Annotated in this window: 23 protein-coding genes; 2 read left to right on the forward strand and 21 right to left on the reverse strand. The window is 66.9% G+C overall.

The genetic code is table 11. The features are described 5' to 3' along the window. Positions 1-5: 5 nt before the first annotated feature. From AC1PPL_RS03330 to AC1PPL_RS03420, 19 genes are all read right to left on the reverse strand, one after another. Entirely contained in the window at positions 6-644 is a 639-nt protein-coding gene (locus AC1PPL_RS03330) for a hypothetical protein (protein ID WP_479972632.1), read from the reverse strand. 9 nt (positions 645-653) lie between these two features. Then, complete coding sequence (locus AC1PPL_RS03335) at positions 654-1,682, reverse strand: virulence-associated protein (RefSeq protein ID WP_479972633.1); 1,029 nt, start codon at positions 1,680-1,682, stop codon at positions 654-656. Then, positions 1,672-3,816 carry a DUF4815 domain-containing protein gene (locus AC1PPL_RS03340; RefSeq protein ID WP_479972634.1) on the reverse strand — a complete coding sequence of 715 codons (2,145 nt, stop codon included), beginning with the start codon at positions 3,814-3,816 and terminating at the stop codon, positions 1,672-1,674. Before AC1PPL_RS03340 ends, AC1PPL_RS03335 begins: the two co-directional genes overlap by 11 nt. A gap of 10 nt (positions 3,817-3,826) precedes the next feature. Next, the gene (locus tag AC1PPL_RS03345) at positions 3,827-4,315 is read right to left on the reverse strand and encodes a hypothetical protein (protein ID WP_479972635.1); all 489 of its coding nucleotides are present in this window, start codon (positions 4,313-4,315) and stop codon (positions 3,827-3,829) included. 6 nt (positions 4,316-4,321) lie between these two features. Beyond that, positions 4,322-5,269 carry a phage tail protein gene (locus AC1PPL_RS03350; protein WP_479972636.1) on the reverse strand — a complete coding sequence of 316 codons (948 nt, stop codon included), beginning with the start codon at positions 5,267-5,269 and terminating at the stop codon, positions 4,322-4,324. After that, positions 5,269-6,120: a baseplate J protein gene (locus tag AC1PPL_RS03355; protein WP_479972637.1), complete on the reverse strand. Its 852-nt coding sequence runs from the start codon at positions 6,118-6,120 to the stop codon at positions 5,269-5,271. The genes AC1PPL_RS03350 and AC1PPL_RS03355 overlap by 1 nt, the downstream gene beginning before the upstream one ends. Next, positions 6,117-6,473, reverse strand: a complete 357-nt coding sequence (locus AC1PPL_RS03360) for a GPW/gp25 family protein (protein ID WP_479972638.1) — start codon at positions 6,471-6,473, stop codon at positions 6,117-6,119. Before AC1PPL_RS03360 ends, AC1PPL_RS03355 begins: the two co-directional genes overlap by 4 nt. Then, on the reverse strand, positions 6,473-7,066 hold the full coding sequence (locus AC1PPL_RS03365; protein ID WP_479972639.1) for a phage baseplate assembly protein V: 594 nt from the start codon (positions 7,064-7,066) through the stop codon (positions 6,473-6,475). The genes AC1PPL_RS03360 and AC1PPL_RS03365 overlap by 1 nt, the downstream gene beginning before the upstream one ends. Positions 7,067-7,148: 82 nt before the next feature. Continuing rightward, complete coding sequence (locus tag AC1PPL_RS03370; RefSeq protein WP_479972640.1) at positions 7,149-7,622, reverse strand: phage virion morphogenesis protein; 474 nt, start codon at positions 7,620-7,622, stop codon at positions 7,149-7,151. Between the two features lie 3 nt (positions 7,623-7,625). Then, positions 7,626-8,141, reverse strand: a complete 516-nt coding sequence (locus AC1PPL_RS03375; RefSeq protein ID WP_479972641.1) for a phage tail protein — start codon at positions 8,139-8,141, stop codon at positions 7,626-7,628. An 8-nt stretch (positions 8,142-8,149) separates the two neighbouring features. After that, the gene (locus tag AC1PPL_RS03380) at positions 8,150-8,695 is read right to left on the reverse strand and encodes a DUF2514 family protein (protein WP_479972642.1); all 546 of its coding nucleotides are present in this window, start codon (positions 8,693-8,695) and stop codon (positions 8,150-8,152) included. Positions 8,696-8,741: 46 nt separating this feature from the next. Next, the gene (locus AC1PPL_RS03385) at positions 8,742-9,017 is read right to left on the reverse strand and encodes a hypothetical protein (protein ID WP_479972643.1); all 276 of its coding nucleotides are present in this window, start codon (positions 9,015-9,017) and stop codon (positions 8,742-8,744) included. After that, the gene (locus tag AC1PPL_RS03390) at positions 9,014-9,583 is read right to left on the reverse strand and encodes a glycoside hydrolase family protein (RefSeq protein ID WP_479972644.1); all 570 of its coding nucleotides are present in this window, start codon (positions 9,581-9,583) and stop codon (positions 9,014-9,016) included. Before AC1PPL_RS03390 ends, AC1PPL_RS03385 begins: the two co-directional genes overlap by 4 nt. Beyond that, positions 9,583-9,777, reverse strand: coding sequence for a hypothetical protein (locus AC1PPL_RS03395; RefSeq protein WP_479972645.1), 195 nt, complete (start codon positions 9,775-9,777; stop codon positions 9,583-9,585). Before AC1PPL_RS03395 ends, AC1PPL_RS03390 begins: the two co-directional genes overlap by 1 nt. Before the next feature lie 15 nt (positions 9,778-9,792). Further along, entirely contained in the window at positions 9,793-10,005 is a 213-nt protein-coding gene (locus AC1PPL_RS03400) for a tail protein X (protein ID WP_287806178.1), read from the reverse strand. Further along, a complete protein-coding gene (locus AC1PPL_RS03405) occupies positions 10,005-10,487 on the reverse strand; it encodes a head completion/stabilization protein (protein ID WP_287806180.1) in 483 nt (160 codons plus the stop codon). The genes AC1PPL_RS03400 and AC1PPL_RS03405 overlap by 1 nt, the downstream gene beginning before the upstream one ends. A gap of 126 nt (positions 10,488-10,613) precedes the next feature. Continuing rightward, a complete protein-coding gene (gene gpM / locus AC1PPL_RS03410; RefSeq protein WP_479972646.1) occupies positions 10,614-11,318 on the reverse strand; it encodes a phage terminase small subunit in 705 nt (234 codons plus the stop codon). A 96-nt stretch (positions 11,319-11,414) separates the two neighbouring features. After that, on the reverse strand, positions 11,415-12,422 hold the full coding sequence (locus AC1PPL_RS03415) for a phage major capsid protein, P2 family (protein ID WP_479972647.1): 1,008 nt from the start codon (positions 12,420-12,422) through the stop codon (positions 11,415-11,417). Positions 12,423-12,481: 59 nt separating this feature from the next. After that, a complete protein-coding gene (locus tag AC1PPL_RS03420; protein ID WP_479972648.1) occupies positions 12,482-13,312 on the reverse strand; it encodes a GPO family capsid scaffolding protein in 831 nt (276 codons plus the stop codon). Between the two features lie 144 nt (positions 13,313-13,456). Here AC1PPL_RS03420 and AC1PPL_RS03425 point away from each other — a divergent pair, with 144 nt between their 5' ends. Next, a complete protein-coding gene (locus AC1PPL_RS03425) occupies positions 13,457-15,361 on the forward strand; it encodes a terminase large subunit domain-containing protein (protein ID WP_479972649.1) in 1,905 nt (634 codons plus the stop codon). 2 nt (positions 15,362-15,363) lie between these two features. Continuing rightward, positions 15,364-16,455 carry a phage portal protein gene (locus AC1PPL_RS03430; protein ID WP_479972650.1) on the forward strand — a complete coding sequence of 364 codons (1,092 nt, stop codon included), beginning with the start codon at positions 15,364-15,366 and terminating at the stop codon, positions 16,453-16,455. A 642-nt stretch (positions 16,456-17,097) separates the two neighbouring features. On the opposite strand, the gene AC1PPL_RS03435 is transcribed toward AC1PPL_RS03430, so the two are convergent. Both AC1PPL_RS03435 and AC1PPL_RS03440 read right to left on the reverse strand, forming a co-directional pair. Next, positions 17,098-18,402, reverse strand: coding sequence for a tryptophan--tRNA ligase (locus AC1PPL_RS03435; RefSeq protein ID WP_479972651.1), 1,305 nt, complete (start codon positions 18,400-18,402; stop codon positions 17,098-17,100). 24 nt (positions 18,403-18,426) lie between these two features. Then, complete coding sequence (locus AC1PPL_RS03440; protein WP_479972652.1) at positions 18,427-19,113, reverse strand: site-2 protease family protein; 687 nt, start codon at positions 19,111-19,113, stop codon at positions 18,427-18,429. Positions 19,114-19,202 lie beyond the last annotated feature (89 nt).

Here is a 19,202-nt window from a genome sequence, read left to right on the forward strand (position 1 = left end):
GGTTCCTACCCTATGGAAAGCGCCCATCGGTTCTCTGCTGCATACGTCACCGTCACGCGGCACGCGTTGGCGTTGAACACCACATCCTCCGCGCGCACGTTGATCTGGTGCGCTGCATTTCCCCGCGTCAACGTGAACCGCCCTGTGGCCCAAAGGCCCCATGGGTCCATGAACACCACGGTGTCGCCCGCCTGCGGCGCTGTCGGCAGCGGTCGGCTGAAAACGGCATCTGCCTGCAGTGCATAGACCACACCGGCCTCCAGCGGCTGCCCGTTCGTCGCGGAGTTGGCCAACTCGAAACGCATGCGCTCCAAAGCCACACCGCCCATTCGGGCCTGCGCGGCGCTACTGGCGCCGGCCACGGCCTGCAGGTCCACACTCTTGGCGTCGATGGCACCCTGCAGCGTGGCCATCTGCAGCGTGATGGACTGATTCAAGTCCGTGAGCGCCTGGTTCAGGTCGGTAACGGCCTGTCCCAGTGCCTGCATGTCCACGCCCTGTTCGGTGTTGCTGTCTCCCAGCTGTTTCAGCGCCGCATCCACCGCACCAAAGGCATTGACCAGGCGCAGTACATCGTCTTCCAGATCGTTGTCCGGGTGCGGCAGCGGCAGCGCAAGGTGCGGTGTGGTGTTGTCGATTTCCATGCCTGCCCCTTACAACACGGCCGCGCGCAGATTGCGCACCTTGGGCCTGGCCTTGCTGGTGCCTGTGAGCGTGAGGCGCAGGCGCAGCGACGTGGCCGTCATGGCGTCCAGCTGGTGCGTGATTTCCAGCGTTCCCGCTGTCTGCGGGCTGCTCGATGCGTATGGCACCACCGTCCATGCTGCGGCGTTGTCCAGTTGGGCATGCACTGCAACTGCGGCGCCTGCGGGAATGTCGGCCTCAAACGTCACGCGCAGATCGTCGCCGCCAGCGGTGGCGATGGCGGGCGTGATGTAGGTTCCATCGGTCAGCAGGGCGCCGACCGCCAGCACGGTGCCTGGCTGCAGCACGGCGCCCAGGCCCTGCGTACCGGCCCTCAGCGTGGCCTTGGCGCGCACGGTGCCGGTGTGCGGTGCATCCAGCACCACGGGCTGTCCTGCGTCCATTGCGATGGTCTGCAGCACCGCGCCGCCTCCGTCCAGCAGCTCCAGCGCGTAGGTGATGCGCGCGTCTGCGGCAGGCTGCTCGGCGCCCGTCACCAGCATCAGTCCGGTGGCGTTGACCACCGCCTGCTCGCCCAGCGTGACGGTTTTCTGCGCGGCGGTGTACTGCGCCGCCAGCAGCGCGAAGCGCAGCATGCGATTGGTGTGGCGCTTGACGATGCCCGATGCATTGACCTGCAGCATGTCGCCGATGGACGCGCTGGCGGCGGTCACCCAGCCACCTATTGCGCTGGCTTCGCCCACCTGGGCAACCTGCAGCGCCGTCACGTTGTCCGCCGCGTTCATGCTCAGTGCGTAGGTGGTGTCTGCCTGCAGCAGCACCGGCTCATCCCACGTCACTCGGGTTGGCGCGCCCATGGTGTTGATGGTGGCCTGCGCCACACGCTGCTGCGCCAGTGACTTGGCCGGCATGCCGGCTTCGTCCAATTTGCCCAGCGAAACGATCACGTCGCCGCCCGCGGCGGTGAAATACAGGTCCACGCCTGCGCACTGCTGCGCTGCCGTAGTGACGAGTTGATGGATGGAGCTAAACGACATAGGTCACCTCGTAGAAGCCATACCCGCCCCGGATGTTGACCGCCCAGAAAACGGCGCTCATCAACACTTTCAGCGTGGCGCTGCCCGTGAATTGCGCGGTGCCCAAGCTGCCGCTGGCACCCTTGAACTCCACTGTCTTGGTGCCGGTCGGTATGCCGGCAGGAATCGTGAATGCGCCCGACAGCACGCCGGCCGCGTTGGCCACCTTGCTGCCCCCAACGCCACCCAGCGCGATCTGCTGGCCGTCGAAGGCGACGGACTCCAGCGCCTCCAGCGGTCGGAAGCCGGCGATGGCGAACTGCACCTCGATTTCGCGGATGGTGTATCCCTTGGCGTTCAGTTGCCCAGGATCGATGCTGTTGCGCAGGAACTCATCGCGGTTGTTGACCTGCGCCAGGTCGCCGAGCTTCACGGTCTGCGGATAGCGCTGCACGCCAGGCACTTCCCATCGGTCGGCGGCTGGCGTGAGCGTGACGGTGGCCGGCAGTTCTCCCGGAATAGGCGAATCGCTCACCGGCATGGCGCGGCTGTAGGCCTGCTGGCTGATGCTGGGCGCCAGCGTGTAGTCCGGCATGTGCGCTGTGCGGCCGTCACCCAGCATGTGGGCGCTCTGCGACTCGTAGAGCTGCAGCGCGCGGCCTTCGATCATGGCGGTCTGGTCGATGCCCTGATCGCGCATGCTGTTGTCGATCATTGGGTCTGCGAAGTAGCCCTTCTTGAGCCCGCCATAACGGCCGTTCACGTCGGTGGCCAGGCGCAGCTCTGCCAGGTCCATCTCGATGTCATCCATGCGCGTTGCATAGGCCACCAGGGTCTGCATGGACACGGTGCGCACGCTGTCCACCGTGGTGGTGCGCGTGGCTGCGTCCCATGTCTGGTACAGGCTGGCCAGGGCAAGAGCGGTGGCCGGCACGTCGGGGTGGACCGGCTGCCATGTGGCAGGAACGCCCTTGATGACGGACAGGCGCCCCTCGGCATCCATCACGATGCGGTCGATGCGGCGCAGCGCGTACTGGTAGTCCACCAGGATCAGCGTGCCCTGCAGCGCCCCCTCTACGTCAAAGCCGCGGGGCGTCTGGTTTTGCACGCCCTCGGTGCTGATGTACTCATAGGTGGCCTGGTAGGTGCTGCCCGGCACTGGCTCTGCTCCGCCCAGGCTCCAGTCCACCTGCCCGGCGGTCAGCTTGTAGTCCACGTCCTTTGTGTAGGTGGTGGCCCCCTGGGTGATGGTGTTGATCTGCACCACGCTGTTGTCTGGCAGCGGGTCCGCCGCGCCCACGAAGCCGCCGTGCACGACAAGCTCGGTCTTGCGTTTCTGGATGCGCACGGTAGCCGGCTGCAACACGGGCCAGCGGTCGAACTCCACATGCTGCAGGGCATCAGTGCTGCTGCTGTGCGGTTCGCTGTTCACCTGTGCGGTGTTGGGCGCGGCCTCGTACACCAGGCGCCGGTCCACCGGCACTTCGATTGCCGATCCGCCGATGCGCGCGGCCCCGGCGGTGATGGTGTACACCTGGGCTCCGCCGTCATCCGGCAGCTGCAGGGCGTTCAAGCCCGTCACCACGTAGTTGGTGCCCACGCTGTCGCGGTCGTAGCGTTCAATGGCTTTTGTCACCGCGTTGAGCGTTGGTGCTGGCTCACGTTGGCGGACTATGCCGTCCTCGATGGACCACACGGGGTAGAAGTCGCCCGGCGATCCGTCGCCCGCACGACCCCACGTGGTTGTTACCTGCAGACGATCTGCGCCCGGCTCGCCATATCCAGCGGTGTTGATGGCGGGGTTGTACAGGGTCGGGTCTTCAACCGCGGTGACAACGCGCTGCAGGTAGTAAACGCCCACGGCCACGGTGCCCGCCACCGGCACCACCAGCTGCGCGGCGGCCACGCTGTGCACGGCGCCCGCTATGTAGATGCTGCCCGCCTCAAGAGCGCATGCGCCGGTCTGTGCGTCCACGGTGCAGCGGGCGCCCTCGGTGATGTCGCCATCGGCGAACAGTACGTCGGCAATGCGGCGCAGGCGGTTGGCGCTGGCGGCCTGCAGCTCGTTCATTTCCGCGCTCTGCGCCACGCGGTCGGCGTGGAACTGCAGCGCCGTGTAGCCCTTGGCTGGGTCGAATCGGTTGTAGACGGTCATCGGTCTGGCCTCACAGCGGAATCACGATTTCTTCGGTGGCCTTTGTGGTTCCACTGCGCAGCACGGGCGCGCGATATTCCAACGCGTACATGGCGCCTGGCGTGGCCACATCGGCCGGCAGCAGCAGGCGCTGGCCGGCAGGTACACCGGCTGCGGCCTGCGTGCCGAAGAACACGCTGCACTCGCGCACCGTCTCTCCCTGCGCGTCTTCATATCCGAAGGTGGTGGTGAGCAGCAGGTAAGGCGTTGGGTCCACGCTGCGCTTGTAGTACACCGGGCCGGGCATCTCCACGTCGTAGTCGGAGGCCGCTGCGGGCAGCGCGTAGCCCACGTCCACCACCTGGCGGCGGCAGATTTCATCGAGTAGCGCGGTGCGGTTAGAAGGCGTTGCGGGCGGCGCATTCCACACGCCGTCGCCGCGCCCCCAGGCGATGTGCGCGGGCATGGCGGCCAGTGCTTTTGCCAAGGCGATGCGCCCGGCGTCTTGCAGAACTTGCATGGTTCTTTACTCCGTTGATTCGGTGGTCTTGCTGCGGATGCTCAGTGCGCGCCATGGCTGGCCGTCCCAGCGCCCTTGCCATTTGCGTGGCGGCGCCATGCGCGATGAAACCTGCCCCGCGGTGTGCGTGTGGCCGGCGGCCACGGGCTGCGACAGCGCTTGCGTTACGACTGCGGAGCGCACTTCCACGGGGGTGCCTAGCGGCTGTTTGCGCACGTATGCGGGCAGCACTGCGGATGTGCGCAGCCACTGAACCATGGCCAGCGTGCGCTGGATGGCCCCATCCCAGCGCCACACGTCCAGGCGCAGGCTGTCGCCGCGGCGCACGCGGCTGGCGTGGTGCAGGTAGGTGGCGGCGCGCAGCGGCGTGAGCTGCGGCGCGTTGGCCTGCGACGATGTGCGCCGGCCCTGGCTGCCGATGATGGGCGGGCCGCCGTCGCCCACGTCCACGGGCGCGCCGCTGTGGTTGTCCCACAGGGCCGCGTCCCAGGTGGGGCGGTTATCCCAGCGCAGCAGGCGCAGGTCGTAGCTGTAGAACACCCGATAGAAACTGACGTGCAGCGGGATGCTGGCGCGCACAACGTGCGCCATGCGCGCGAGGTCCGCATTGGTGACTTCGCGCCCTGGGTTGATGTGCAGGCGCGCGCCGTCTTCTTCCAGCACCACGCTGGTGTAGCCGATCCATGCCAGCGCCCGGCGCACTGCGGCAGCGCTGCCGCGCTCGCGCAGCCATGGCAGTGCAGCGTCCAGCAGCGCGCGCGGGTCAGCAAAGTAGCGCTCAAACTGCGCCACCTGCCACTGCTGTGCCACCCAGGGCAGCAACACCGCGTTGGTGGCCGTGGCCGCAGGCTCCGCCCCGTCCACCAGGGCGCCCCAGCCGCGCGGGAACGTGGTGTCTATCACCCGCTCCAGCTCGGTGGAGCCGGTGGGCAGGATGGTGCGCACGTCGGCCACTACACCACCCCCGAGTCGATCAGCTGCACGGCGCCGAGCGCCGGGTACTCACCCACCGCAATGGTGGTGAGCTGCTGCGGCGCCGCGGCATCTGGATAGTCCACGGCGTGCACGCCTTCGACGTGCAGCATGGTGGTGATGTAGGAGCGCGCCACGCTGGTGGCCATGGTTCCCATACCGTTGAATGCGGCCGTCAATCGGTCGGCAAGCTGTTGCATGAGGTTGGCCGGTGCGCTTCGCGTGCGGGTGATGCGGGCGGTGATGGCGATGGGCCGGGGCACGGCCACGGCCACCGACAGGGCCACGCCCAGCATGCGGGCGTTGTCGGCGTTTAGCGCGTCGGCCACCAGCTGGCGCACGGCCTGGGCCTGCGCCTGGTCGGTGACCCACAGCATCACCAGCACGCTGCCAGGCTGCGGCTGGCTGGCCTGTGCGGCGCGCACCTGGGGCGAGGCCGTCATGGCGTGGAACTCGTAGTGCTCGCGCGTTCCCTGGGCGCCCAGCGCAGCAATGCGCAGCTGCAGGCGGGTGCGCAGGCGTTCTTCGGTCTCCCCTGGCATGCGCTGCACGCCGAACATGGCAGCTAGGTGGTCCAGATCGGTGCCGGTGGCGAAGGCCAGCAGGTGGGCGCGGGCGGCGTCATTGACGCGCGCGCGGAACAGCAGCTCGCGGTAGGCATGCGATTCCAGCAGCTTGACCACGGGATCTGACTCCAGCGCCAGGATGTCGTCAATGGCCGGAAGGTGCGGGCGCATGCGCTCGGCGAAGTCGGCCTTGGCCGCGGCCAGGATGGCCTCGAAAGACAGTTCTTCCACCACACGCGGCGCTGGCAGGGTCTGCAGGTCCATCATGCAATGCCCCCGCTCAGTGGAACCGACAGGGTGAGCGGCGCGGCCTCGCGGCCGAAGCTGCCCACGTAGGTGCCGGTGAGTTCAATCGTTACGCGGCCTGCGCGCTCGGGGTCGCGCACGGTGGCGATCTTGTCGATGGACAGGCGAGGCTCCCAGCGCATGAGCGCGGAGACGATGGCGGAATACACGCGGGTTTGCGTGGCCAGGTTGTCGGGCTGGTCGATGAGGGCCGGCACCAGGCTGCCGTATTCACGGCGCATGACGCGGCTGCCGATGGGCGTGGTCAGGATGTCGGCCACGCTTTGCTGCAGGTGGGCGATGGCATCGAGGCGCTGGCCGGTTGCGCGGTTCATCACAGCGGTTCTCCCGATGTGTCGCCGCCACTGCGCACGCCGCCGTGGATGTGGTGCACAGCGCTGATGCCCTGGGCCACGATGTCCACGTTGGTGGTGATGCCCGTCTCGGTCATGGCGAACACGGCAGCGCCCACGCGCAGGGTGATGCTTCCCGCCTCCATGGTGAAGCTGCAGGCGTCACCCACTTCCAGCGTGATGGCCTCGGCCGTGTGGATGGTGCGCCGGCCCTCGCGGTATTCAGCCCAGTCCTGCGCGCTCCACTGCGTGCGCTCCACGCCTTCGCCGTCGCTCGGCGCGTCCATGGCGTTGCTGTAGGCGCCCAGCAGGGCAACGCCCTGCGCCAGGTCGCCGCCTGGCGCAATCACCAGGCACTGCTCGCCCACCACGGGCGGCCACCAGTGGCTGCCCTGGTTGCCGGCGGCGCGGCCCGCGATCCATGGCAGCCAGTCGGTGGTATTGCCGCCCAGCTGCACGCGGCAGCGGGCAGGCTTGCCCAGGCGCACGGCCACCACGGTGCCTAGGCGCGCGAGGTTTTCCACGCGGCGCGTTACCTCTTGCGGACTGTCTTGCGGTGGTGTGTGTTGCGGCATGCAGGCATGGTGCTGCCGCGCGCGCGCGAAGGCCAGCGCGGTGTGCTGTGGCTGCGCGCTTCACGTTTTCGGGGGGCGTTTGTCAGCTGCGGAAGTGGTCCACCAACACGTCGCGCAGGGCGTTGGCGTCGTCTTCGCTGATGCCCAGCAGTTCGCGCGCGGGGTATCGCACGCGCGGCCCGCCTGGGTTCACGGCGTCTTCTTCGCCGAAGTGGTGCACGCGCGCGATGCGCTGGGCGCGGCTTGCGAACTCCACCACGGCCGCTGCACCAGCGGCGTGGGCCTTGAGGTGCTTTCGTTGGCGCAGCTTGGCGAACATGGGCTGGCGCTGCTGGGCCTGCTGGCGCAATTGCTCGCGTCGGCTGCGCAGCGCCGGGCCGGGCGGTTTGCGCGGCTCCCACGCCTGGCCTTCCGGGTCTTGCTGCGCGCGCATGCGCTGGGCGTTGGCGGTGCGCAGGCGGCGGGCCACGTCCACCAGCAGGCGGCGCTGCTGCGCGGGCTGCAGCTTGCGCAGCATGCCCTCGGCCCAGGCCTCCAGCGCGGTGAAGTCGGCCACGCGCTACATCCCGAAGCGCGACTGCTCGGCCGGCGCCTCGATATCCCAGGCCGCCAGCAGAGTGTCTTTCAGCCACAGCTCCCAGTGCTCGGGCAGGCACTGGCCACCGGGGTGGCACGGCTCCTGCGGGTGCGTGACGTTGAAGCGCGTGGCGTGCGCCGCGTCTGGCTTGACGATGGCGCGCTCTGTCAGCGGCACGCGGATGCCGATGTCCACCGCCGCGGTGTTCAGGTGCTCCACGGTGAACTCCACGCCGCGCTCCTGTGCGGTGGGGTTGGCCAGCAGCTCGGACTGGTGGCGGCGCACCCATGCCAGGATGGGCACGAACAGCGCATCGGTGTGGCCCGTGTAGTCCAGCACGGTGATGGCTGCCGTGTACCGGTATTCAAACGACAGGCCGCCGGCCAGCGTGGAAACGGCCTTGCCATCGGTGGCCATGACGATCAGGCGTTCCGGGTCGCGCGCCAGCTCCGGCACGGCGCTGGTGATGATGGCGCGCAGGCTTTGCAACTTCCACATGGCGGCCCCTATGGTGTTTCCGGCGTGCCGGCCTCGTTCAGTGCGTCGCCCGCGTCGTAGGCGCGCTCGCATCCGGTGCCGCGGCTGCGGGCGGCGTCAGCAATTGCCGCCAGCTCTCCCGCTCGCGTGTCAGCGCGTCGCTGCAGGTCGGCAAGCAGATCGATGGCGGCGGTGTCTGGCGAGCACTGTCCGGCAGCGGCGCGCGCTTGGGCGGCGCGACGGTGGGCGGCGATGTAGTCGGCGAGGTCGCGCTGCATGCTGTCATGAGCAGCGCGAGCGCGGCGAGCGCCAGCATCAGCAGCGGCAATGGCGGCCGATGTCTCGGCCCCGATCTTGGCAATCTGTTCACGGTTTTGGTTCTCCAGGGTTCGATAGGCTTCCGACAGCTGGCGCGCCTCGCGCTCCGCTCTGGCAGCTGATGCGTTGAACACGCCCACCGCCACGGCGTGGTCGCGCTCGGCGTTGGCCAAGCGCACGCTCTGTACTGCGAGCAGCGCGGCAAGGGCCACGGCGGCCAGCATCCAGCCGTAGGCCTTGAACTTGTCGAGGATCATTCCCACCACCTCCACCATTGCCGCCACATGGCCCAGAAGATGGGGTTCATTGCATGGCCTCGCATTCCTGGCTATCGCGGTATCCGTTGCGTGCTTCCGCGTAGCAGGCCCGCACCTCCCCGTCCTTTCGCGCCTGTTGCTGGCCGCAGCTCTCCAGCACCTGGCCGGCGCCGATGTACCAGGCCGGGGCTAGGTCGGCCTCCCGCGTTGCGGTGTCCAGCAGCTGACACGCGTTCACAGCAGTGGACGCGGGCACTACGGTGCAGCCAGCCATGGACTGCAGTGCGGCCATGATGGATATGTACAGAACTCGGCGTTTCATGCTTGCAGCTCCATGCAGTCGTTGTGCCGTTTTAGCTGCCGCGTCCACACGCCCTTGCAGCCCTTCGGCCCCCAGTTGCGTGGCTCGCGGCAGTCGCGTCCGTCTTGAAACCGCCAGGCCAGCAGCGCCTGGCAGGCGCCCAGGTAGTCGCCCTGCAGCAGCCAGGTGCGCGGTGACTTGGGCTTGTGCCAGTTGCCTATGCCGTACTGGCCCACGAAGTCGATGTACAGGTCGAACTCTCCGGGGTAGAGCAGCACGCCCGGCAGGCTGGCCTTGAAGCGGCTTTCCTCCGCGCTGTTGAGGTTGCGGGCCAGCTGCTCTGCGCGCTGGCGCGTGATGGGCGGATCGGACAGGCGCACGGGGGTGCCGTCTTCGTAGCGCGTGGAGCCGTGGCCGATGGTGGGCACGTCACCCGCGGTCGGGATGTAGGGGTGGTGCACCACGGCGCCGTCTGCGCGCACGCTGGTGGGTCCGTCGCCTTCGCTGGCCTGCCAGGTGGCGAAGCCCGCGGCCGACAGCGTGAGGGCGGCCACGGCCACGCGGGCGATGGCTTGCCGTGTGTCCATCACTCTGCCTTCACTTCCCGGCCATAGGCGGCCCGGTACCAGCGAAACAGCAGCCACCCGATCTGCAGCAGCAAGTACACGATGGTGAGCGCGATCACTGTGTCGTTCATGGTCCAGCCGTTGGCCATGGACGTTGTGACGACTGCCACAGGCGGCGTTGCCTTGGCTCCCTCCACTGCGATTTCTTTGACCATTTCTTTGCTCATTTGTCAGTCCCACAGGTAAACCATCGGCCGCTTGGGCTCTGGCGCTTTGACCAGCCGCACGGGCTGGCCTTCGGGCAGGTCGGTGGCGATCCTGGCGAGGCCTGGGTTTGCGGCCAGCGTGGCCTCTACGTGCCCGGCGGTCGCGCCCAGACGGCGCCAGGCCAGTGCGTCCAGGGTTTCGTGCTGGTGGGCGCGCACGGTGGCGGTGTTCTCCATCACAGCAGCTCCACGATCGTGCGCGGCTTGTCCTGCAGGTCCGCGATGGCCCAGCGCAACTGCTGGTTGAACCCGTCCACTCGCACTTCCAGCGCCGACAGCACGCGCGGCTCTTTGCCCGCGCCCTGGGGCAGCGTGTCCATGTCGCGGTAGGCCTCGGCCAGCTGTGCCTGCACATGGCTGTAGATGGCGCGGCGGTACTGCCTGGCCTTGACGCTTTCGCCGGCCAGCTGCTTTGCCGGCACGGCGGCCAGTGTGGCGTGGCCCGCTGCCAGCTGTTCGTCCTGCCAGGCCTGCAGCTCGGCGTTGATGGACCACATGGCGGCCTCGATGGCCAGGTGCAGGCGCTCCGCCGTCACGGTGCCGTCCATGCGGATGTCTTTGCGCAGCTGCTCGCGGCCGATGTCGGGCCAGAAGCCGTCATTGGCCACCACCGGCTCGATGCCTGCGGCTGGCGGGTTGGCGGTGGCGATGAACGACATGGGCGGGCTTTCTTGCAATAGGTGTGGCGGTGGCCCAGGGCGTCGGCGCGGCAATCAATTCAATGGCCTGCGTTGCCCTGGGGCCGCCACGGCGCGGGGTGCGCTCGGGTTACAGCGGTTGGTGCGTCAGTCCAGCTTTGCCAGCCGGCGCTCCAATCGCTCGATGTCTTTTTTCACGCCCGTACGGGTGTCCAGCTGCAGGGCGCGCTGCAGCAGCGGCAGCGCTTCTTTGCAGGCCTTGAGCGTGCGGGTCTTCATGTCCACGTCGTGGCTGCCGGTCTTACCCAGGATGGCCCAGCCGGCCGCCTTGTAGAGCTTGGCCTTCGCCTGGTCGGGTGTGTCGGCGTGTTCGGTGATGGCCATGGCCTGGGCCGCCACCTGCACGGCGTCGGCGCCTTGCAGCCGGCCGGCCAGGATGGCCTCGGCCACTTCGTCCTGCACGATGGTGGGCAGGTCACGGTTGTAGCGGTCGGGCGGGCTCATGCCGCACTCCAGCGCGTAGGCGGCCAACTGCAGCGCTCGGGCGTAGTTGCCGGCGTCGATGTGCCACACCAGCACGGTGGCCAGCACGTCGTCTTGCGTGCCGGGGCGGGCCTGCAGCACGCCGTCAAGGTAGGCGTCGTACTCGGGCAGCAGGGTGCGCTTGGCCTCCACCTTCTTTTCCACGCTCTGCAGGTCTTTGAGACGCAGGCGGTGCTGGTGCAGCTGCGCGAGCTGCAGTTCGTAGGCGGTGCCCGTGGTCTGGCCGTGGGCGTTGGCCGCGTGCACCAGCTCTGCCTGCTGCAGTGCCAGGCGGTGCATGCGGTGCCGCTGTGCCGGTGTTTGGCGCATGTCTGTTCCCCGTGTTGATGCCGTGTGGTGTGCGCGGCCTGCAAATAGCGGCCCCTTTTTTTAGGAGCGGCTATGTGCGGTCTGCGGTGCGCCCGATCAGGCGGTGATTTCGATGTTTTCGACCAGGCAGGCCTTGCCAAGGTCTTCAAACACGAAGGCGTCGTTGGAGCTTTCGTAGGTCTCGATGCGGTCGCGCTTGGGGTTGTCCAGCACGGCGCGGCGGCGGGCGCCAGCCTGGTAGTAGATCGACAGGTTGTCCAGGCTGGTGATGAGCACCGCGTTGGGCTTCATGAACGGCACTGTGATGCCCGGCAAGCCGCCCAGGCGCATCTGGCTGCGCACGATGTCTGCGGCCAGCTGTTCGGTGGGCGCCTGCTTTTCATTGACCAGCGGGAACAGCTTGTCGTGCATGAGGTCGCGGCCCACGATGGCCACGAGGTCACCGGCATTGGCGTGCCACGCGTCGAGCAGCGATTGCGTGGCGTCGTACACCAGGCCATCGAGCGTCTTGTAGTCGCCGGCAGCGCCCACCACCACCTTGCCGGGCGTGGCGCCTTCGTCCATCACGCGGGCGGCGGCGTTGTCGCGCAGGTACTGCAGCCAGCCCTTGTTCACGTCCTGCAGCAGCGGGTTTGCATTGCGGTCTGTGGCCGCGGCCACGCTGGTGCCGTTGAAGCCGATCATGATCCGGTCCAGCGCGCACTGGCGCTGGATGGCGCGTGCCAGGCGGATTTGGAAGTCCTGGAACTTCGCCCACATATCCAGCGTGTTGTAGCGGATGTGGGTGTCGTAGTTGGTCTGCTCGCACTTGTAGCCGGTGCCCTCCAGCGAGGACGCATCCACTGTTGCCCGGTCGTTCACCGTGGTGTTGGTGCGGCTTGCGATGGGGCCGGACGTGCCCAGGCCCAGCTTCTCCCCCTGCATCTCATCGACCGGCACGATGTTGATGGACTGCAGGAAGGCGCTGCTTTCCTGAATGCGGCTTTCCAGCTTCTGCTGGATGGTGGGCGCCACGGCGAACTTCTGCGCCACGGACGGCACTCCGTTGAGCTTTGCCTGGTCTTCCAGGTATTGGTTGAACAGCAGGCGGGTTGCGTTTTTCATGGGTTGGTCCCTCGCGGATATGGATTGCGGTAGTTGCGTTGTCGGTAGCTGCGGCCTTGTCAGCAGTCGGCCTTCAAGGCGCCTTCGGTGCCCGTGGCTTCGGGACGGTGCGTGGTGCTGCCGTCCTGTTTGCTCAGCTTCTCTGTCAGGGCCTTGAACTCGGTCTGCAGCTTGGAGAACTCGCCGGCCAGCGTGGCGTGTGCGGCTTGCGATGCCGCCAGTTCCTTGGCCTGGTGCTGGATGGCGGCATCGGCCGCGCCCAGCACTTCCATGGTCTTGATGGCGAATGCATCCGCCTGCGCTTGCGTGGGCTTGGCCGTGACGATGGCGCCCAGGCTTTCCAGCATGGTGGAGAACTTGTTCAGCAGCTGGAGGGCGATGCCCTCGGCGTCGCCCTCCAGTCCCAGGTCCGTTTCCACCGCCGCGGTGAACAGCGCGCCCTCGGAGTGCTTCTTGCCCTTGAACGGGTTGGCGTCGGGGTTGCCTGCGGCGAACTTGAGTACTTCGGTGCCCAGGCTCGCCGGGCTGTCGGTGACTGCCAGGCCGGTCAGGTAGGCCTCGCCGGTCTTGGCGAAGTTGGGGTCCACCTCGATGCTGGTGTAGATCTTCTGTTTGGCCTTGTTCATGGCCACCAGTGCGGGCAGGGCCTCGATCTGTGCGAACAGGGCCAGCTTGCCGCCTTCCACCTGGCGCGCTTCCACTGCGATCACATCGCCCAGCGCGGCGAACGAGCTGTCGGGCAGCACGCCACGGTAGTGCTCCAGCCAGACGCGTGCGCCGTACTTTTCGCGGTTGAAGTTCTTGGCCATCTGCTCGATCCAGTTGCGCTGGATTTCGCGGCCGTCGGTTGTGGCGCCTTCGGTGGCTACGCGGAAAAACTTGGATGGCATGGTGAGGCTCTGTGCGGTGGAAGTTGATCTACCGCCTATGTTCCGCACCTACCTCATGCGCCGCAATTTGTGTGCGCTGTGGCTGCGCGCCCCATGTTTTTGACCCCGTGATTTCCGCGCGCGCGCGGCAGACACTGGCAAGCCATGACCGCCAAAGCCGCCACGAAACCCGCACCCGCCGCGAAGCCAAAGCGCGCGGTGAGCGCGGTGCGCAACACCGGAAGCGCCGCGCAAAAGGCCATCACGAAGCCCGCCCAATCCCTGGCGCTGGATGCGTTGCCAGCTGGCGAGACGCGGCCGGTTGATGGCGGCGCCGGCGTGCGCCGCGAGGCGCGCGCGCTGTTCTGGATGGGCTGGAAACTATCGCACATCGCGGAGCACCTGAACATCCCGCGCGGCACGCTGCATGGCTGGCACAAGGCCGAGAAGTGGGCCGACACGCCGGCCGCGCAGCGCGTTGAGTTCGCGCTGGAAGCGCGCATGTCCACGCTCATCGCAAAGGATGTAAAGACGGGCGGCGACTTCAAGGAAATTGATTTGCTGGGCCGCCAGCTGGAGCGCCTGGCACGCATTGGCAAGTACGAACGCACGGGCCGCGAGGCGGACCTGAACCCGGCCATCGAGGCGCGCAATGCGGGGCCGAAGAAGCGCCGCGCGAAGAACTTCTTGTCAGATGAGCAGATCGAGCAGCTGAAAAGTGCGTTCCTCGATTCGCTGTTCAAGTATCAGCTGGGCTGGTGGCAGAGCAGCCAGCAGCGCACGCGGGCCATTCTCAAGAGCCGGCAGATCGGCGCCACCTGGTACTTTGCGCGCGAGGCGCTTATCGACGCGCTGGAGACCGGGCGCAACCAGATTTTTCTGTCCGCCAGCAAGGCGCAGGCGCACATTTTCAAGCAGTACATCGTGGCGTTCGTGCATGAGGTCACTGGCGTGGAACTCAAGGGCGATCCCATCGTTCTGGCCAACGGCGCGACGCTGTATTTCCTGGGCAGCAACGCGCGCACGGCCCAGGGCTACCACGGCAACTTCTACTTTGACGAGTTCTTTTGGACCCAGGACTTTGAGCGTCTGAACAAGGTGGCCAGCGGCATGGCCATGCACAAGAAGTGGCGCAAGACCTACTTCAGCACGCCCAGCAGCATCCAGCACGCGGCCTATGCGTTCTGGAGCGGGCTGCGACTCAAGAAGAAGTCGAAGATTGAAGTGGATCTTAGCCATGCGCGCCTCGGCGGCAGTGGTTTCACGGGCGAAGACCGCGTGTGGCGCAATATCGTCACGATCATGGACGCCCTGGCGGGCGGCTGCGATCTGTTCGACCTTGACGAGTTGCGGCTGGAGTATTCCGACGCGGAGTTCGCAAACCTGCTGATGTGCGGGTTTGTCGATGACTCGTTCTCGGTGTTCCCACTGTCGATGCTGCAGGGCTGCATGGTGGACAGCTGGGAGCTGTGGAGCGACTTTAAGCCGTTCAGCCAGCGCCCGGCCGGCTGGATGCCGGTGTGGGTCGGCTATGACCCCAGCCACACGGGCGATAGCGCCGGACTGGTGGTGCTGGCCCCGCCAGCCAAGCCCGGCGGGCAGCTGCGCGTGCTGCACACCCAGCAGTTCAAGGGTATGGACTTTGAGGCCCAGGCCAAGGCCATCAAGGAAATCACCCAGCGCTACAACGTGGCGGCCATGACGCTGGACACCACGGGCATCGGCCAGGGTGTTTTCCAGTTGGTGCAGAAGTTCTACCCGGCCGCGCGCGGCATCAACTACAGCGTGGAGACCAAGACCATGCTGGTGCTCAAGGCGCAGCAGGTCATCAACGCCGGCCGGCTGGAGTTTGACGCCGGCAACAAAGAACTGGCCAGCAGCTTCATGGCCATCAAGCGCGAGCTGACAGCGAGCGGGCGCAGCGTGACTTATGCCGCCGGCCGCAGCGAGGAAACCGGCCACTCTGACCTGGCCTGGGCGTGCATGAACGCGATCAGCAATGAGCCCCTGGAAGTCGGCACCGGCCTGGCCACGGTGCAGGGGCAGTCCTTTCTTGAAATCTCTGAATAGCCATGAAACAACGCACACGCCGCACTCCCGCACAGGCACGGCATCACGCTGCTGGTGCCGCCGCTCCCACGCTATCCGCTGCGCCCGCGGCCGCCACCGACACCGCACCGAGCGTGCAGTCGTTCACCTTCGACCTGGGCGAGCCCGAACCCGTCATCGGTGGCCGGTCGGCGCTGCTGGAATATGCGGAGTGCCTGCAGTCCGGTGACTGGTACGAGCCGCCCGTGAGCCTGGCGGCGCTGGCGCGGCTGCTGCGCGTTGGCGCGCACCATGAATCGGCGCTGCGCTTCAAGATCAATGTGCTGGCTAGCACCTTCGTGCCGTCGCAGTGGCTCAGCGCGGAGACCTTCCGCGCGCTGGCGCTGGACTTCATGGTGCTGGGCAATGGCTATCTGGAGCGCCGCCGCAACCGGCTTGGCAACCTGCTGGAGCTGCGCCACGCGCTGGGCAAGTATGTGCGCCGCGGCGTGGAGCCCGGCCGCTACTTCTTCGTGACGGACATGCAGAGCCCGCACGAATTCCCGCGTCACGATGTGTTCCACCTGCGCGAGCAGGACATTCATCAGGAGGTGTACGGCCTTCCGCCGTACCTGGGCGCGCTGCAGTCGGCGCTGCTCAATGAATCGGCCACGCTGTTCCGCCGCCGCTACTACAACAACGGCAGCCACGCCGGCTTCATCCTCTACGTGACCGATCCGGCCCAGTCGCAGGGCGACATCGACAAGATGCGCGAGCAGCTGACGAAGGCCAAGGGCATGGGCAACTTCCGCAACCTGTTCTATTACGCGCCAGGCGGCAAGAAGGAGGGCATCCAGCTGATACCGATCAGCGAGGTGGCCGCCAAGGATGACTTCCTGAACATCAAGAACGCCAGCCGTGACGATGTGCTGGCCGTGCACCGCGTGCCGCCGCAGCTCATGGGCATGCTGCCCAACAACGTTGGCGGCTTCGGCGACGTGGAGAAAGCCGCCAAGGTCTTCGCGCGCAATGAGATCGCGCCCCTGCAGTCCACCATGGCCCACGCCATCAACAGCTGGGCCGGCGTGCCCGCCTGCGCGTTCAAGCCCTACCTGCTGGAAGACGCGCCCGCGTAGCACCCGCCCGCCGCCGACCCACAAGCCCGCCCAAGCGCGGGCTTTTTCACGCCCACCCCCGGCCTTGGCCGCGCCCGCGCGCGCGCCCTGCGGCCCGCCTGGTGCCCCCGGCGCCCCCTCCTGCACGCCCCGCGCCCTGGCCGGCGCCCGCCCGGCCCCCACCATGACCAGCGGCGCGCGGTCGAGACCCCGCCGCGCCTGCCCGCTTCATGTGTTGATTTCGTCGGCAGTGCCGATCCTGGCCAATGTCAAGCCTGGCGTGGCCTCGCACGCGATTTTTTAGGCTGCCCAGGCGTCGGGAATCGTCGGGTTTTGTCGACCCGTGTTTTGAATCCTCTCCCCACCTTCAACCACACCCGGCAATGCCCTTTTCCGCGCAATGGAGCCATTATTTTTATTGGCCCATAGCAATGGCCCATTAACCACCAAAAACCCCTTGGCGGCCCTGTTTTCAAAGGCGCCCGCCGGACACCCTCTCCGCCAAACTAAAAAGCCTTGCAAGCCAGTCGCTTGCAAGGCTTTTTTCTTGGTGCGTCCCTTCTGGGGCCAGCTCTTGTGACCAAATTTCGAGCGATTTTGCCCGCGGGACCTTGCTGAGCTAGCGCCAGCAGCTATGTAAATAATAGCAACGGGCGCCGGAATTCATTCCTGCGCGGCTGCCAGAGCCAGCAGCGCCGCCTCCACCTCTGATGCTGGCACGCCGTCCACCGGCGTCAACAGGGGGGCCAGGGCCTGCAGTGCGCCGGCTTCCTTTTGCAGCCGAGCGATGGACTGGCCGGCGTCGCGCGGGGCGTCGAAACCCGTGCTTTGCAGCAGCAAGCGGCCGTCGGCAGCCACCAGCTTGAAGTAAAACTTGCCGTCGGCCTCGCGGTATTGCTTGAAAGCGGGCAGGCCGGCCTTGCTGGTCTTCTGTGTGGCCGGTGCGGGGTGTGCGACGGCGCTCAGGCTGCGCAGGCCTACGGCGGCGCGCAGGCGCTGCAGGAAGGGGGCGGCGATGGCGCGGGCGCGCTTGGCGCCGATTTGCAGGGCGGCCTCCACCTTCTCGGGATGGGCCATCAGATCGTCATAGCGCGCGCGCATGGGCGCGATTTCGCGGTCGATCCGCTCGAACAGCATCTGCTTGGCGTCGCCCCAGGCGATGCCGTCCGCATAGGCGCGCCGCATGGCGGCGGTCTCTTCGGGGGTGGCGAAGGCCTGGTAGATCTGGAACAGAGCCGAGCCCTCCACCTGCTTGGGCTCGCCAGGGGCGCGCGAGTCGGTGACGATGGAGCCGATGAGCTTCCTCAACTGCTCGCGCGTCGAGAACAGCGGAATGGTGTTGTCGTAGCTCTTGCTCATCTTGCGCCCATCCAGGCCCAGCAGCAGCGCCACGTTGTCCTCGACGGCCGCCTCGGGCAGCGTGAAGTGTTCGCCGTAGAGGTGGTTGAAGCTGGCCGCCATGTCGCGGGCCATCTCGATGTGCTGGATCTGGTCGCGGCCCACGGGCACCTTGTGGGCGTTGAACATCAGGATGTCGGCCGCCATCAGCACGGGGTACATGAACAGCCCTGCGCTCACGCCGTCGTCCAAGTCGCGGCCGGCTTCCTGGTTCTTGTCCTGTGCGGCCTTGTAGGCGTGGGCGCGGTTGAGCAACCCCTTGCCGGTCACGCAGGTCAGCAACCAGTGCAGTTCGGGAATTTCGGGGATGTCGGATTGGCGGTAGAAGGTGACCTGTTGTGGGTCCAGTCCGGCGGCGAGCCAACTGGCGGCGATCTCCAGCGTGGAGCGGTGCACGCGCTCGGGCTCCTGGCACTTGATGAGGGCGTGGTAATCGGCCAGGAAGTAAAAACTCTCTACGCCTGCGTTACGGCTGGCGGCCACGGAGGGGCGGATGGAGCCCACGAAGTTGCCCAGGTGCGGCGTGCCCGAGGGGGTGATGCCGGTGAGGAAGCGGATGGTCTTTGGCATGAGGGGAGTCAGAGAAGGAGCCGGTCAGCGCAGCAGCGCGACCAGTGGCGACAGCAAGAGGTTGATGGCGCTGTAGCCCAACGCCATCAGCGGACGCAGCCACAGCGCGCCCACGATGCCCGCCACCACCAGTGCGAGCACGATGAAGAAGCCGTAGGGCTCGATGCGCGAGAGCAAATGGGCTTGCTTCCACGGCAGCAGGCCGACGAGGATGCGCCCCCCGTCCAGGGGTGGCAGCGGAAACAGGTTGAACGCCCACATCACGAGGTTGACGGCAATGCCGGCGCGCGCCATCTCCAGGAAGAAGCGCTCCTGAGTGCCGGTGGCGACCAGCGCGACCAGCAGCAGCGCCCAGCCGATGGCCTGGATGAAGTTGGATGCGGGACCCGCCAGCGCCACCCAGATCATGTCGCGCTTGGGATGGCGCAGTTGGCTGAAGTTCACCGGCACGGGCTTGGCATAGCCAAACAGAAACGCCCCCGAGGTGGCGAAATACAGCAGCAGCGGCATGAGCACGGTGCCCACCGGGTCGATGTGCTTGAGGGGGTTGAGCGTGATACGGCCCATCATCAGCGCGGTGTTGTCGCCAAAGTGCCGGGCGGCATAGCCGTGCGCGGCTTCGTGCACGGTGATGGCAAACAGCACCGGCAGGGCGTAGATGAGGACGGTCTGGATAAGGTCGGTCATGGGCACCCGCCGATTGTCGCCCATGCGCGCCGTGGCTTCCTGTCTGACAGCGCACGGGCAGTTGTCCGACAGCCGCATGTTGGACAGGCCGTCACCATGCACGGCAGTGGCGC

The sequence above is a fragment of the Diaphorobacter sp. B2A2W2 genome (assembly GCF_056730635.1).

What these genes read in the sequence shown, in the direction of transcription:
- AC1PPL_RS03330 (WP_479972632.1), bottom strand. Translation starts at nt 644, where the DNA reads ATGGAAATCGACAACACCACACCGCACCTTGCGCTGCCGCTGCCGCAC.
- AC1PPL_RS03335 (WP_479972633.1), bottom strand. Translation starts at nt 1,682, where the DNA reads ATGTCGTTTAGCTCCATCCATCAACTCGTCACTACGGCAGCGCAGCAG.
- AC1PPL_RS03340 (WP_479972634.1), bottom strand. Translation starts at nt 3,816, where the DNA reads ATGACCGTCTACAACCGATTCGACCCAGCCAAGGGCTACACGGCGCTG.
- AC1PPL_RS03345 (WP_479972635.1), bottom strand. Translation starts at nt 4,315, where the DNA reads ATGCAAGTTCTGCAAGACGCCGGGCGCATCGCCTTGGCAAAAGCACTG.
- AC1PPL_RS03355 (WP_479972637.1), bottom strand. Translation starts at nt 6,120, where the DNA reads ATGATGGACCTGCAGACCCTGCCAGCGCCGCGTGTGGTGGAAGAACTG.
- AC1PPL_RS03360 (WP_479972638.1), bottom strand. Translation starts at nt 6,473, where the DNA reads ATGAACCGCGCAACCGGCCAGCGCCTCGATGCCATCGCCCACCTGCAG.
- AC1PPL_RS03365 (WP_479972639.1), bottom strand. Translation starts at nt 7,066, where the DNA reads ATGCCGCAACACACACCACCGCAAGACAGTCCGCAAGAGGTAACGCGC.
- AC1PPL_RS03375 (WP_479972641.1), bottom strand. Translation starts at nt 8,141, where the DNA reads ATGTGGAAGTTGCAAAGCCTGCGCGCCATCATCACCAGCGCCGTGCCG.
- AC1PPL_RS03380 (WP_479972642.1), bottom strand. Translation starts at nt 8,695, where the DNA reads ATGATCCTCGACAAGTTCAAGGCCTACGGCTGGATGCTGGCCGCCGTG.
- AC1PPL_RS03385 (WP_479972643.1), bottom strand. Translation starts at nt 9,017, where the DNA reads ATGAAACGCCGAGTTCTGTACATATCCATCATGGCCGCACTGCAGTCC.
- AC1PPL_RS03390 (WP_479972644.1), bottom strand. Translation starts at nt 9,583, where the DNA reads ATGGACACACGGCAAGCCATCGCCCGCGTGGCCGTGGCCGCCCTCACG.
- AC1PPL_RS03395 (WP_479972645.1), bottom strand. Translation starts at nt 9,777, where the DNA reads ATGGTCAAAGAAATCGCAGTGGAGGGAGCCAAGGCAACGCCGCCTGTG.
- AC1PPL_RS03400 (WP_287806178.1), bottom strand. Translation starts at nt 10,005, where the DNA reads ATGGAGAACACCGCCACCGTGCGCGCCCACCAGCACGAAACCCTGGAC.
- AC1PPL_RS03405 (WP_287806180.1), bottom strand. Translation starts at nt 10,487, where the DNA reads ATGTCGTTCATCGCCACCGCCAACCCGCCAGCCGCAGGCATCGAGCCG.
- gpM (WP_479972646.1), bottom strand. Translation starts at nt 11,318, where the DNA reads ATGCGCCAAACACCGGCACAGCGGCACCGCATGCACCGCCTGGCACTG.
- AC1PPL_RS03415 (WP_479972647.1), bottom strand. Translation starts at nt 12,422, where the DNA reads ATGAAAAACGCAACCCGCCTGCTGTTCAACCAATACCTGGAAGACCAG.
- AC1PPL_RS03420 (WP_479972648.1), bottom strand. Translation starts at nt 13,312, where the DNA reads ATGCCATCCAAGTTTTTCCGCGTAGCCACCGAAGGCGCCACAACCGAC.
- AC1PPL_RS03425 (WP_479972649.1), top strand. Translation starts at nt 13,457, where the DNA reads ATGACCGCCAAAGCCGCCACGAAACCCGCACCCGCCGCGAAGCCAAAG.
- AC1PPL_RS03430 (WP_479972650.1), top strand. Translation starts at nt 15,364, where the DNA reads ATGAAACAACGCACACGCCGCACTCCCGCACAGGCACGGCATCACGCT.
- AC1PPL_RS03435 (WP_479972651.1), bottom strand. Translation starts at nt 18,402, where the DNA reads ATGCCAAAGACCATCCGCTTCCTCACCGGCATCACCCCCTCGGGCACG.
- AC1PPL_RS03440 (WP_479972652.1), bottom strand. Translation starts at nt 19,113, where the DNA reads ATGGGCGACAATCGGCGGGTGCCCATGACCGACCTTATCCAGACCGTC.